The sequence below is a fragment of the candidate division Zixibacteria bacterium HGW-Zixibacteria-1 genome (genome assembly GCA_002838945.1).
Classification (GTDB): Bacteria; Zixibacteria; MSB-5A5; order GN15; family PGXB01; genus PGXB01.
Genome location: PGXB01000014.1, coordinates 1 through 13,838 on the forward strand (window position 1 = coordinate 1; position 13,838 = coordinate 13,838).

Here is a 13,838-nt window from a genome sequence, read left to right on the forward strand (position 1 = left end):
GTTATGAAAAAACTACTGATGATGATCCGGGCAATGTTGAAAAACAATTTACCCTTTAATCCTAACTATGCCCTTGACAGTTAAGACGGTATCTACTATTTTAGATACTTTCTTGCCTATGGACTTATGCCGAGCTGTCATTCTAAGATGTGGTATCCCACTTATATAAAATATGATGTTTAGAGGGAATGGCAAAGAGAAAATTTATGGTTTAGGTCACAATTCCCCGATTGACATCGGGAAATTCCTTCGAAGCTCAGGATCTTTGACAAGTCATGAAATTGTCGAAACCTACCACTAAAATAGTTTTAGTGAAGAACACGGCGGGTTTCAAGCCCGCCCCTGCAAGCCACAATCAATCACCAGATTACATGATAATCTTGAATTTTTTTAATGCTTCTTTAAAAAACCGCTTGACAAAGTCGCATAATTTATTAACTAATTGGTTAGTTAAACTAAATGGTTGGTTTTATTATGAAGAAAGATAAAATATCAGCGGATCGCAAGGGGCGGGGCGAAATATCGGCGGAAAAAATCCTGATCGCCGCCCGCGCCGAGTTCGCCCGCCACGGGCTCGCCGGGGCAAGGGTCGATCGTATCGCCGCCAAATCCGGTGTCAATAAGGCCATGATATATTACCACTTCGGCTCCAAGGAAAAGCTGTATCAGGAAGTCATCAAAGCGGTTGTTTCCAATATTGCCGCGTTTCTGGGTAAAGCTTCGGCAGAATCGCGCGACCCGATGGAGATGCTCGAGAAGATAGCTTCGTTTTATCAGGATATGTTTTATCGCTCCGGCGATTTTCGGGCCATCTTTCTGCGCGAGCTGGCCGTTGGCGGCGGGCGCCTCAAGGAGGCCTTTGCCACCGTCTTTTCGGAGCAGGAAGTGCATAAGAAAATGAAGGCCATCATCGATCAGGGAAAGAAAAGCGGCTTGTTCCGCGATGTGGACAGCACACATGCCATCATTTCCTTCATGGGTATGAATATTTTTTATTTTATAGCATCACCCATTGTAAATCAAATGTGGGAGATAAAAAATGAAGAGCGATTTTTGCAAAAACGCAAAAAGGAAGTGCCGGATCTTTTCCTGCACGGCCTTCTTGCGAAATAATAGCGTCATTATATTACTTCTGGTATCCCTGACCCTGTTCGGCGGTGAGGTGCCTGCCGCGGTTTCGCTTTCCCTGTCCGATGCCATCCAAATGGCGGCGCGGAATTCGTACAATATCGAATCATCGAAGTATGATTCACTCGCCGCCATGTACCAGTACAAAGCGGCCAAATCGCTGCGGTTTCCGTCACTCAATCTCGATGCCCGCTCCAGCTTTGTGGACAATATCCCGACAGTAACATTCCCCCTTATGGGCAGCCGCGATTTCGGCTCGAAGAACAGTTATCAGGCCGATCTCAAGTTGAACGTCCCGCTTTTCACCGGTGGAAAGATTTCGTCGAACATCAAAATCAATTCCGAGAATCTGCATGCCGGGAGCTTTGCACTCGAGGCGGAACGATTGAACTCGGCTTATGGCAGCCGCAAGGCATATCTGAGTGCCATGCTGGCCGGGGCCGTGGCTTCATCGGCGGAGGCATCGCTCAAACGAGTCGACATTATCCGCAGCAACGTTCATAATCTCTATCAAAGCGGCCTGGCCGACTCAATCGATATTCTTGAGGCGGAGCTGGCGTATCAACAGGTATCTTTGGCCGCTTCGGAAAAACAGTCGGCCGTCGCCACCGCCATGATAAACCTGGCGAATTTGCTGGGATTACCGGGTGAAACCGAACTGGATCTGACCGAAACAATTACGCCGCCCGGTGCCGAGCAGAATGTACCCACATCGGACAAATCGAACCGGGCTGAGCTGAAGATGCTCGACAGTAAAATCCGCGCCGCCGAGCAGACCACGCGCCTGAACAGTTCTGAGTATTTCCCGTCGGTCAGCGGTTTTGCCGGATATTCCTATGGCAAACCGAATCGCGATTATTTCAATGGCGAGTGGGATCATTACTGGATTGCCGGGCTGGCCCTCAACTGGAACCTGAATCTTGGCGGGAGAACTTCGCACACCGCCAACGCCGCGCGTCAGGCGGCTTCATCGGCCCGCATGCAGCGGCATGACCTGGAGCGATCGCTGACCATCATGGCCGAGACCACCCTGGAAAAAATCAAACTGGCCTATCAGACCGTTGGCACCTCCGAAATAGAATATGACATCGTCCGCAAGAAGTACCGTCTGGCCGACAACAAGCAAAAAGCCGGACTTCTGACGGTCAACCGTCTGCTCGAAATCGAGGCCGAACTTACTTCGAGTGAGCAGCAGTACCGGGCCTCGATAATAAATTACCACATTGCTCGAACCGAGCATCTCTACGCCATTGGTTCCGAAAAAATATATGGAGGATTATAAAATGAAAACCGGCCCCATAATATTTTCAATATTGATCAGTCTGGTGATTGCATCATGCGGCGAGAACAACGTTCTGCCCGGCGGCTCGGGATTGATCGAATCGACCGAGATCATAGTCTCGGCCGAAACCGCCGGAAAGCTCGAAGCGCTGTATTACCAGGAAGGGGATAAAATAAAAATCGGCGACACGATTGGCATGATCGATACCACCACCGTCTCATTACGCTTGAACCAGGCGTCCGCCATGCACCAAGCAGCCATGACGCAGATGCAGATGGCTTCGTTGAACCGCGAACAGGCGGTCTACAACTATGATCTGGCCGGTAAGGAATTCGAGCGCATGACGGCGCTGATAAAATCAGGCTCGGTCAATCAACAGCAATACGATAAGGCGGAAAATACCTATAATCTTGCCGGGCTGGCGAAAAAGCAGGCCGATGCCGCGGTCAATGCCGCCCGCGCCGACTTGAAAAAAATAGAGGCCGAAATTGCTCTGCTCGACAAGCAAATGACCGATTGTTTCCCCACCTCTCCTCTGACCGGAATTGTCGCCGATAAATTTATCGATGCCGGCGAGCTGGTCGGGATGGGGGCGCCGTTTATAAAGATCTCGCGCCTCGATACGGTCTGGGTAAAAGTGTACCTTCCTCCCTCCGATTTGAGCAAAATCAAACTGGGCGGACAGGCCGATATCGACCCGGAAGATAACGGCGAAATCATGCACGGCTCTGTCACCTGGATCGCTTCGTCGGCCGAATTTACACCCAAAAATGTCCAGACCAAAGAGGCCCGCGCCGATCTGGTCTATGCCGTTAAGATTACCATCCCCAACCCGGATGAAAGACTTAAAATCGGGATGCCGGTCTCCGTGACGATACCATGAATGCCATAGAAGTACATAATCTGTCGAAAAAATACGGCGACCTTAAGGCGGTCGATGATTTCTCGTTGACCGTCGGTCAGGGCGAACTGCTGGCCCTGGTTGGTCCCGACGGCGCCGGCAAAACGACTATCTTCCGAAGCCTCTGTAATCTGATCGATTTCGAAACCGGCGATATTACCATCGGCGGCCGGATGCATAAAACCGAATTTGACAGGATCAAAGATATTCTTGGATACATGCCGCAGCAGTTCTCGCTCTATCCCGATCTTTCGGTCGAGGAAAATCTTGTTTTCTATGCCGGGTTGTTCGGCTTCAATCGTAAACGGTTCGATCAAAAAAAAGATGCCCTGTATAAATTTTCCGGGCTCGGGCCGTTCGCCAAACGGAGGGCATCCGCCCTGTCGGGAGGCATGAAACAAAAACTGGCCCTGAGCTGCAACCTTATCCATGATCCGAAAATACTGCTGCTCGATGAACCGACCACCGGCGTTGATCCGCTCTCCCGCCGTCAGTTCTGGGATATTCTTAAGAAGCTTCAGGCTGAGGGTGCTTCGATCATGGTCTCCACGCCGTACATGGATGAGGTGGCGCTGGCCGACCGGGCCATATTTATTTATCAGGGACGCAAACTTACCGAAGGCACTCCGCAGGAGCTGGTGGCGCACTTTGACGGTAATGTCTATCGGGCCGATTTTTTCCCGTCGGCGAAAAGTATGGCGCAGCTCGAGCAAATCGAGGGTCTCTCTTCGCGGCGGTTCGGTTCCACCATACATCTCTACACTTCCGCCGACACACCCATTAACAGTTTCCATGATCGGCTTCATAACGTCGGTATCGAGCCGGACATGCTGGAAGAAATCGATCCCGATCTGGAAGATGTTTTTATTCAGCAGATAGGCAAATGACCGATGGAATATGCCGTCACCATAAATAATCTTACGCGGAAATTCGGCAGTTTCACTGCTGTCGATTCCATCAGCCTCGATGTCGAAAAAGGCGAAATCTTCGGTTTTCTGGGAGCCAACGGCGCCGGCAAAACGACTGCCATCAGGATGCTCTGCGGCCTGCTGCTGCCGACATCGGGAGGCGGCACGGTGGCCGGCCTGGATATATATAAAGAGAGCGAAAAAATAAAACGAAGCATCGGCTATATGTCGCAGAGGTTTTCATTGTACTGTGATCTTACCGGCCGCGAGAATCTTACTTTTTACGGATCGGTTTACGGCCTTAATCATCGCGATATTAAAAATCGAATCGATGAACTGGCGGAATATCTGACGCTTTCGGAATTTATCGATCGCTCCTGCGCTTCACTTCCCCTGGGATGGCGCCAGCGGCTGGCCCTGGCGGCGGCGCTTCTGCACCGCCCGCAGATTCTTTTTCTCGATGAGCCGACCGGCGGGGTCGATCCGGTTTTCAGGCGGCGTTTCTGGGAAATATTGTATCGTCTGGCCGACCAGGGAACGACATTGTTCGTTACCACTCACTATATGGATGAGGCTGAGTTCTGTCGGAGAATATCCATCATGCATCGCGGCAAAATTATCGAGATCGGCAACCCGGAAAAACTGGTGCAAAAATACAACCAGCCCGATCTCCAGGAACTGTTTATCAAATTGATCACCGAAAGAGATGCCGATGCACAAAATTTATAACATCGCCTCCAAAGAAGTTCGCCATATCCTGCGTGACGTGCGCTCACTGGTCATTGCCATCCTGATGCCGATATTGATGACGTTCCTGTATGGTTATGCCATCAATCTCGACATCAAGAATATCAAACTGGCTGTGATCGATTTCGATCGGACCCTGGAATCCCGCGAGCTTGGCGCCGATTTTTTCAATTCGGGATATTTTGTACCATCGTTACATCAGCCCGATATCTCCGACCCCGAGCGCGTTCTAAAAACGGGTAATGTCGGCGCCGTCCTGACCATCAGGTCCGGCTTTGCCGAAGCGATTCATAACAAAGACGAGTTTGAACTTGGGTTGGTGGTGGACGGCGCCGATGCCAACACCGCCGCGGCCATTTCGAGTTATTCCAATATTATCCTGGGTGAGTATGTCAAAAGCAAATTGCCCCCAAATTTCGAAATACCGGGCGTGACCATCTCCCAGCAGGTGCTCTACAACCCCGACCTGAAATCATCCCATTTCTTCGTTCCGGGATTGATCGCCGTTATCCTGATGATGATCTCCGCTCTGTTGACCTCGATAACCATCGCCCGCGAAAAAGAAACCGGCACCATGGAACAGCTTCTCACCGCGCCGGTGACACCGAGACAGATAATTATCGGCAAGGTGATTCCGTATATTGCCCTGGCCTTAATTGACGGTTTTCTCATTCTCGCTTTTGCGGTCTTTCACTTCGGCGTGCCGTTTATCGGGTCTACCCTGCTCCTGTTCGGGCTTATTTATATCGCCGCCGCTTTGTCACTCGGTATCGTCATCTCAACCGTGGTTAAGACTCAGCAACTGGCGATGCTTGTTGCCCTGTTGTTGACTGTCATGCCGTCGGTGATGCTGTCCGGCTTCATCTTTGAAATAAAAAATATGCCGATCGTGCTGCAGGTGTTGACGCATTTCATACCGGCCAGATATTTCATCCAGATCATCCGGGGTGTCATGCTCAAGGGTTCGTCGATACAGGTTCTCTGGGTCGAAGCCGCTTTCCTGATCGCCATGACCATCGGCCTTTTGGCCATTGCCGTTAAACGCTTCAAGCTGAAAATAGGTTGATGACATGTATAGAACGATTATAGCTCTCATCAGAAAAGAGTTCCACCAGGTTTTTCGTGACCGCATGATGCTTCGTGTCATCTTTGTCATGCCGATCGTCCAGCTCCTGTTGCTCGGTTATGCCATCACCACCGATGTCAAAAATATTGATATGGCCGTTTATGATTTCGACCGCTCCGAGTTGTCGCGCGAATATATCCGCTCGTTGTCCGCCGGGGATTACTTCAATATCGGCTCGTCGGAGTTGAACCTGACCGATTCGGATATTGAATTTCTTAAAAACAAATTCCGCTCGATCCTGATCATTCCGAGTGATTTCTCCGAGAGTATTACTAATTTCAAACCGGTGAAGGTGGGATATGTCGTCGATGGTACCAATGCCAACTCAGCGGCGGTGGCGCTTGGTTATGCCGGCGTTATCACGCGCAATTTCAATGAAAAAGTTACCGGTTTTAAAATGCCGGTCAAAATAAAAGAAAAGCGGCTCTACAATCCGGAGAGCGAATCGGTGTTCTTCATGGTTCCCGGAATTGTCGCCACGTTGATTACCATGATTACGGTTTCGATGACTTCCATGGCCATCGTTCGCGAGCGCGAGATCGGCACGCTCGAGCAGCTTATGGTGACGCCGATCACCACCCCGGCCTTCATTCTCGGCAAAATAATTCCGTATGCCATTCTCGCTTATATGGAAATGTCGCTGGCCCTGCTGATCGGCATCATCTGGTTCCACATTCCTTTTGCCGGATCATGGCTGCTGCTTTATGGCTTGTCGTTTATTTATATTCTGGCGACACTCGGGATCGGCATGTTTATCTCGACCATGACCAAAACCCAGCAGCAGGCGATGTTTTTCGCCTGGTTCTTCTCGATTTTCGCCATCCTGACGGCTGGCTTTTTCACCCCGATATCGAACATGCCCCAATCGGTGCAGTACCTGACGCATCTTAATCCATTGCGCTATTTTATGACCATTATCCGGGCCATTATGATGAAAGGCGCCTCGTTCGACATTCTCTATCCGGAAATTCTGGCCATGTGCATATTCGCGGTGGCCCTCTTCACCCTCTCCTGGATCCGCTTCTCCAAACGCGTGAAGTGATGATGATTTGTATTTTGAATTCCCATGCTGTCAGATGCAGTCTTCAGTAGGGCATGATCCGCAGTCCTGTCGCAGACGGGACCAGCGATCCTGCCTATTTTTTATCCTAAAGTGGTGACGGGTCTCAGTCGCAGATCCTGAATGACATGAAGGGCACCCGACACCACACCCATTTTCCCCTTGCCATTTTCTCAAAACATCATATTTTACCTAAGAGGCAAGGCGTGCCCTGTTTTTAAGCCTGAATATAGGACTGGGAGACATAATATGATTTTTAAGCGAAAAATTTCCGTAAATGAGTATTGTAAGACTCGCCTTGATCTTCTTTTTAGCTCACAACAAACAACACTTTGGCTACAACTTAAGCAATCTTGGCCGGACAATGCAGTGGTAATGGCATCAGATAGTAGTTATTTGAAAAACATAAGAGCGGCTCATATCACCGTTCTATCTATGGCGGTTATTAAAAAGTATGGCATAGATATAGCTTTACAGATGAACCGATGCATCCAAGACTATTTGGATAACCACGATCAGGAAGAAATAAATTCTCTATTACCGGTGTATGATAAGGCATTGTCTACAATACCTCAGGACGGAATCCTTGGAATAGCACAATTTCTTGCTGCTGTAATCTGCCATGACAATTGTTCCCAAGATACAATCTTCGCACTCGGAGGACAGCTTTATGGAGCACTTGAATCTATTCGTGCAGATTTTAAACAAATAAAAATTGTCTCTGAACTTTAATCCAATGAATAGGCAGGATCACTCATTCCGCAATATGCGGAATATCGGATCCTGCCTTACTTAGAACTTAAAAATTCAATTACTGGAAAAACGGCGTTAACTGCAATCAATACCTTCTCGCCAAACTCTCGCCCGTCTCTTTGCTGAACAGATGAACTTTGTCGGGGATGATGGAAAATTTGATGTTGTCGTCCGGCTTGAATTTGCCCGGTTCGGCCACCAGCGTGATATCCCGGTCGATATACCGGGCGGTGATTATCGAGCGGTCGCCGAGATACTCCACCGTCCTGATGGTGGCGTGGTATCTTCCTTCGGGGTCGATCATGATATCCTCGGGGCGGATACCGACAATAATCTCCTGCGAGGCATAATCGGACGGCACGAACACCTGCGATATCCGAAACGGCTTGATCTGCCCTTCGGTAATCCATCCCTCGACCAGGTTGATTTTTGGTGACCCGATAAACGAGGCTACAAAAGTATCGGCCGGCCTGTTGTACACCTCATCGACCGTCCCGATCTGCCTGACATGCCCATCCTTGATGACCACCAGCCGGTCGGCCATGGTCAGCGCTTCGGTCTGGTCATGGGTGACATAAACCGTCGTCACTCCCAGATTTTTCTGCAGCTCGACCAGCTCGCGGCGCATCCGTGTCCGCAGGTCGGCATCGAGATTTGACAGCGGCTCATCGAGCAAAAACAGATCCGGCTTGCGGATAATGGCCCGCCCCAGCGCCACGCGCTGCCTCTGCCCGCCGGACAGCTTGGCCGGATGGTCATCCAGCCGGTCCGAGAGCCCCAACAGCGTCGCCGTGGCCAGCACTCGATCCTTGATCTCCTTGCGATCCATTTTGGCGATCTTGAGCGGGAAAGCCAGGTTCTGCTCGACTGTCATATGCGAATAGAGAGCGTAATTCTGAAAAACCAGCGCCACGTTGCGTTTGCGCGGCGGCAGGCGGTCGGCGCGGTTGGAACCGATCCAGATCTCACCCGTGTCGGGCGTTTCGAGCCCGGCGATAATCCGCAGAAGGGTCGATTTGCCGCATCCGGAGGGCCCCAGCACCACCACCAGCTCACCGTCGTTGGTATCGAGATTTATATTGTGAAGAATCTGCTTATCCGCAAAGGACTTTTCGATGTTGATGACTTTGAGCTTCGGCATAGCCCCAATATAGCCATTTTATTCCGGGAAAACATCCCCATTTTCGATTTTGAACCGCCGCGCCCGGGCCAGCAGCGTTGCCGGTATCTCGGAGGCTGAAGTCAGAAAAATCTGCCCGAACTCGCCGAACAACTCCACCAGCATTTCCTTGCGGCCGGGATCAAGCTCCGCGAAAATTTCATCCAGCAGAAGCACCGGTTTCACACCGCGCACTTTCCTGAGATAATCGAATACCGCCAGCTTGAGCGACACCGCCGAGGTTCGCAGCTCCCCCTGCGAGCCATGGGAGCGGGCCGGGAGATTTCTGATGCTGAAATCGATATCGTCGCGATGCGGGCCAACCATTGCCGTTTGCATGGCTCTCTCGCGCTCGTGATAACGCCTAAGTTTGGCGGCGAAATGATCCTGTATGCCCGTCTCGCTCCAGTCGTCATTATCGATTCTGACTGACGGCTTATATTCCAGGCTGAGATTTTGTCCGCGCGATATCACCGCATAATTTTTTGCGGCGCTCTCGGCGATGGCATCAAGATATGCCTTTCTCGCCAGCATGATATTACAGCCGTACTTTATCAGGAGATCATCATACGGTGTTTCACCGGCATTGTTTTCCTGCTTCAGGTAAGCATTTTTCTGGGCCAGCACTTTCTGATAATCGATCAGGTCGGCCATATATTTTTTCGATGCCTGCGAGAGATAAATATTCACGAACTCGCGGCGATTCGACGGCGGCCCGGAAAGCAGCTCGATATCTTCCGGCGCAGTTGATACGACGGTGCAGGTTTCGAAAAGCTCGGATGCCCGCGCGGATATTTTGTCGATGGTTATTTTTTTTCGTCCGCCCGATTGATAGGCCACGGCCAGTTCATGCATCCGTCCCGACAGATCGATCTCCCCTTCGAGACGATAGTATTCGGCGCCCTCGGTCAGCATCACCGAATCGGTGACCCCTCGCGGCGAGCGGGCCAGCATCAGCACAAAGACCGCTTCGAGAAGATTGGTCTTGCCGGCGCCGTTTTTGCCGTAAAAAACATTGACACCATCCGAAAATTCAATTCGGGTGGTGCCAAGATTTCTAAAGAAGTTTAATTCGATACTTTTTACAAGCATCAGTCAGCAAGCCTTAACGGCATAATCAGACAGAGAAACTGTTCCTTCGGGATATCGGGTGAATAGATAACGCCCGCGGAAACCGCATTCGACAGACCGAATATTACTTCGTCACTGTCCATTTTGCCGAGAATTTCGCTCACATAAGTGGCGTTATAGCCAAGTTCAAGAGCCTCGCCGGCATACTCACACGGAATCGTTTCCTTGCCTTCGCCACCGACATCGGCGTTGGTCGTTGAGATCGTCAGAGCGTTTCCCTTCAAAGAGAATTTGACCTGGTGCGTCAAAGAGTTGGACAATATCGCAATGCGCCTGACCGCTCCTGAAAGTTCATCTTTGGAAATTGACATTGTTTTGTCGGTCTCGGAGGGGATAACCTGCTCATAATTCGGATATGGTCCCTCGATAAGACGTGAGGTCAGGATAATATCATCCAGGTTGAAAATGATATTGTTTTCGCCGAAAATAACGCCGATCTCACCGTCGGACTCACTGATGAACTTCGGGATAATATTCAGAACCTTGGGCGGAATAATAATATCTTCGGAAACACCTTTGAGTTTGGAATTCTCCATAGAGATCTTGGCCAGGCGATGACCGTCGGTGGCCACCATGGTCATCATGTCACCTTTCGTGGACCAGAGAACACCATTGAGCGCCGGCCGCGTTTCATCCAGTGAACAGGCAAAGGTCGTCTTTTTGATCATCGTGACAAAATCGGAACCTTCAATTTTTATCTGCTTCTTGGTATTAACAACCGGTAGTTTAGGGAAATCTTCAGCGGTGGCACAGGCTATTTTGTAGGAACCATTGGGAACTTTGATCTCGACTCGACTGGCAGTTCCTTCAAATGTTATTTCCGATTCGGGCAATTCCTTGATGATATCGAATAATATTCTACCCGGAAGGACCGCAATTCCTTTTTTGGCCACGGCACAATCGAAAGTCGCCGTTATTGACACCTCAAGATCGGTTGCCGAAATTTTTAACTTATCCTCAAGAGCCTCGAAAATGACATTCGATAAAATCGGTAAAGTCGATTTAGTTGGAACTACCTGCAATACAGATTGAAGATATCCGCTCAGCCTCGATTTAGATAGGTTGAACTTCATTTATGATTTCCTCCGACATTGTTATACACAACTAATAGATATTATTCTTTCTATATATATATAATATATAATAATAATAATGCCTGTTGGTATGTTAATAATTCTGTTTTCATCCGTCTTAGGTGTTCGTTTTCAAAAACTTATCTACTCCTGAAAAGGATAGCCTCTTTGAGTATAGGATGTCAACAAAAGTTTTTAATCTTGTCTCTTTTCCACAACTTAAATTTCTCAACATTTCGAACACCGGTTAAACCACCGCTTATTGACAGCCTTAAGCCAGCAGGGCCGCCTCGAGATTATTTATTTTTTCTCTGAAATCGTAGTCGTTTTCAATTCTTTTGGCGATCATTTCGCAGGCATGAATGACTGTGGAATGATCGCGCCCGCCGAAAGCCTCACCGACACTTTTCAGCGAAAAAGCGGTCAGCTTTCTTGAAAGATACATGGCTACCTGGCGGGCCAGAGCTATTTGGGATGTTTTTTTCTTGGCCGTCATCATGGCCGGATCTGTCCTGAAAATCTCCGCCGTTTTCTTCTGAATTTCCGTGATGGAAATTTCTCTTTTGGGGCGGACAATCTCTTTTCCGAGAACACGTTCGGCAAAGTGGCGGTCTATTTCAGTCTTTTCCAGCGAAGCATAGGCCAGCAGTTTGGTCAAACACCCTTCCAGTTCGCGAACGTTGCTGGTGACATTGTCGGCGATAAAATAAAGAACATCCTCAGGAATCAGGACCTTTTCCTGGTCGGTATGTTTTCTGAGAATGGCAATTCTCGACTCAAGATCGGGCGGCTGCAAGTCAGCCACCAGGCCGGATGAAAACCGTGACAGCAGCCTTTCTTCGAGACCTTTAATATCCCGCGGATGACGGTCCGAAGTGAGGACCACTTGCTTTCCGGAGTGAAAGAGATCATTGAAGGTGTGAAAGAATTGCTCCTGGGTTGATTCTTTTCCGGAAAAGAACTGAACGTCATCGATCAACAGAATATCAGCCGAACGATACAATGATGTGAAGTCGGTTATCTTCCCGGTGGAAACGGCATTAATGAAGTCGGAGGTGAATTTTTCGGATGTGGCATAAACAATTTTCTTGTTGGGCGATTGCTCCTGGGCAAAATGCCCGACGGCCTGTACAAGATGCGTCTTGCCGAGCCCGGTTCCACCGTATATCAACAGCGGATTATATGGTGTTTTCCCCGGAGCCTCCGCGACCGCAACGGCGGCGGCATGCCCGAATTGGTTGAATTTTCCGACGACAAAATTATCGAATCGAAAACGTTCATTCAGCGGATAATCCAGCCGTGAATTTTGCGGTGCGGGCGCCGGCGTTCTGACAGGATTGAAGTTAATCTCGGTCTGTGAGTCAAAATCCGACGGATTACTGATTTCAAAAATGAAGTCAATACTTTTTCCGGCAACTTCCCGGATAGCTTCGGAAATAAGATCGGAGTATCGGTCGGAGAGCCAGTCGGCGACAAATTGATTGGGTACTGTTACAATAATTGATGATGCGTTTGAATCGTATGCACCCCTGGTATACTTGAACCATGTACTAAAGGAATGTTTCTTGACGCGAAGCGACATGTAGTCCAGACAGTTCTCCCACATTTTCTGGTATTCCGAAATATTGGTAATCGTCATTCCTCCCCCCATTCTAAGAGAATTCAAGGATTTTGATCCTGTGAAATCACTTTTGTCTAGGAATAATATATAGGTGTGAAAAAAGCATGTTTGAATTTACGATCCATGTTATGGCGCATAAAGCTTTGTTTGTCATGGCGGTAAGGTTTCCTCTGGCAAAAAAATCAGCGCTGAAAACAGTTATCCATAATTTGTTAACATGCTCTTATTCAATAACTTCTAATAAACTCCAAATAAAGGTACAATAATTATGACGTCAAGGGTTCGAAGCTTAATTTTAAAAGATATTTTAACTCGTTTAATTTCAAGAGATTATCAAAAAACCCCGAATTTGTCAATTTATAACGAGAATAATTTATCGACCTCAAAAAAATTGTTGAAAGTTGTAATGTATATGGCATCAACAGGTACTGAGACTTTTGCGGTTTAACCTTCATTGTTTGCAAGACCGGGAACGCTTCTATGAATTGATGGATTATATTTTGGCTGCGGGCGCCGGAGGACGCCCCTGCCGATGAGAGAAAAGTACAGCATTTTATGTGGTTGCAAAAATAATGTTTTGGGTTCAATGAATACATGCTTGATGAGATCAGTTTCATTTCTTAAGTAATCAGGTTTCTCGCCCCGACGACCACATGTCCGACAGGGCAATTTAAAGTTCAGGATTCTCTCTTCATCGTGGATTTATCCACACTTAGGCCACAATTGACAAAAAATTAATACCAATAAGCGCTTGCATCACAATAAGCAATGACAAGAGAAGAAAGTTATTCACATTTTTTTACTATTTTGTGATTTCAGGCAGGCCTGACCTAGCTTAATAGAATATAGCGACTCTCCGGGAATATCACCATAATATTTCGCAATAAATTATTCCAGACAAAATTATCTGTGAGACATCCGATTATGGAAGGGCTTTGTATTTGCTTTT

Annotated in this window: 12 protein-coding genes; 8 read left to right on the plus strand and 4 right to left on the minus strand. The window is 48.5% G+C overall.

Annotation, left to right across the window (positions count from 1 at the left end; genetic code table 11):
- Positions 1 to 474: 474 nt before the first annotated feature.
- The 8 genes from CVT49_07115 to CVT49_07150 all read left to right on the plus strand — a co-directional run bounded on the left by CVT49_07115 (position 475) and on the right by CVT49_07150 (position 7,884).
- Positions 475 to 1,113 carry a hypothetical protein gene (locus CVT49_07115; GenBank protein ID PKK83718.1) on the plus strand — a complete coding sequence of 213 codons (639 nt, stop codon included), beginning with the start codon at positions 475 to 477 and terminating at the stop codon, positions 1,111 to 1,113.
- Positions 1,040 to 2,410, plus strand: coding sequence for a hypothetical protein (locus CVT49_07120; GenBank protein PKK83652.1), 1,371 nt, complete (start codon positions 1,040 to 1,042; stop codon positions 2,408 to 2,410). Before CVT49_07115 ends, CVT49_07120 begins: the two co-directional genes overlap by 74 nt.
- Positions 2,397 to 3,293, plus strand: coding sequence for a hypothetical protein (locus CVT49_07125; protein ID PKK83653.1), 897 nt, complete (start codon positions 2,397 to 2,399; stop codon positions 3,291 to 3,293). The genes CVT49_07120 and CVT49_07125 overlap by 14 nt, the downstream gene beginning before the upstream one ends.
- Positions 3,290 to 4,198, plus strand: a complete 909-nt coding sequence (locus tag CVT49_07130) for a hypothetical protein (GenBank protein PKK83654.1) — start codon at positions 3,290 to 3,292, stop codon at positions 4,196 to 4,198. The genes CVT49_07125 and CVT49_07130 overlap by 4 nt, the downstream gene beginning before the upstream one ends.
- A 3-nt stretch (positions 4,199 to 4,201) precedes the next feature.
- Positions 4,202 to 4,948: an ABC transporter ATP-binding protein gene (locus tag CVT49_07135; GenBank protein PKK83655.1), complete on the plus strand. Its 747-nt coding sequence runs from the start codon at positions 4,202 to 4,204 to the stop codon at positions 4,946 to 4,948.
- Positions 4,926 to 6,032: an ABC transporter permease gene (locus CVT49_07140; GenBank protein ID PKK83656.1), complete on the plus strand. Its 1,107-nt coding sequence runs from the start codon at positions 4,926 to 4,928 to the stop codon at positions 6,030 to 6,032. Before CVT49_07135 ends, CVT49_07140 begins: the two co-directional genes overlap by 23 nt.
- Before the next feature lie 4 nt (positions 6,033 to 6,036).
- On the plus strand, positions 6,037 to 7,134 hold the full coding sequence (locus CVT49_07145; GenBank protein ID PKK83657.1) for an ABC transporter permease: 1,098 nt from the start codon (positions 6,037 to 6,039) through the stop codon (positions 7,132 to 7,134).
- Positions 7,135 to 7,401: 267 nt separating this feature from the next.
- Positions 7,402 to 7,884, plus strand: coding sequence for a hypothetical protein (locus CVT49_07150; protein PKK83658.1), 483 nt, complete (start codon positions 7,402 to 7,404; stop codon positions 7,882 to 7,884).
- A 106-nt stretch (positions 7,885 to 7,990) separates the two neighbouring features.
- Here CVT49_07150 and CVT49_07155 read toward each other — a convergent pair whose 3' ends face one another.
- From CVT49_07155 to CVT49_07170, 4 genes are all read right to left on the minus strand, one after another.
- Positions 7,991 to 9,046 (minus strand): hypothetical protein, encoded by a 1,056-nt coding sequence (locus tag CVT49_07155; protein ID PKK83659.1) that lies wholly within the window; start codon positions 9,044 to 9,046, stop codon positions 7,991 to 7,993.
- Between the two features lie 18 nt (positions 9,047 to 9,064).
- Positions 9,065 to 10,156 carry a hypothetical protein gene (locus CVT49_07160; protein ID PKK83660.1) on the minus strand — a complete coding sequence of 364 codons (1,092 nt, stop codon included), beginning with the start codon at positions 10,154 to 10,156 and terminating at the stop codon, positions 9,065 to 9,067.
- Positions 10,156 to 11,268 (minus strand): DNA polymerase III subunit beta, encoded by a 1,113-nt coding sequence (dnaN, locus tag CVT49_07165; protein ID PKK83661.1) that lies wholly within the window; start codon positions 11,266 to 11,268, stop codon positions 10,156 to 10,158. Before dnaN ends, CVT49_07160 begins: the two co-directional genes overlap by 1 nt.
- Before the next feature lie 271 nt (positions 11,269 to 11,539).
- Complete coding sequence (locus tag CVT49_07170; protein PKK83662.1) at positions 11,540 to 12,919, minus strand: chromosomal replication initiator protein DnaA; 1,380 nt, start codon at positions 12,917 to 12,919, stop codon at positions 11,540 to 11,542.
- Between the last annotated feature and the right edge of the window lie 919 nt (positions 12,920 to 13,838).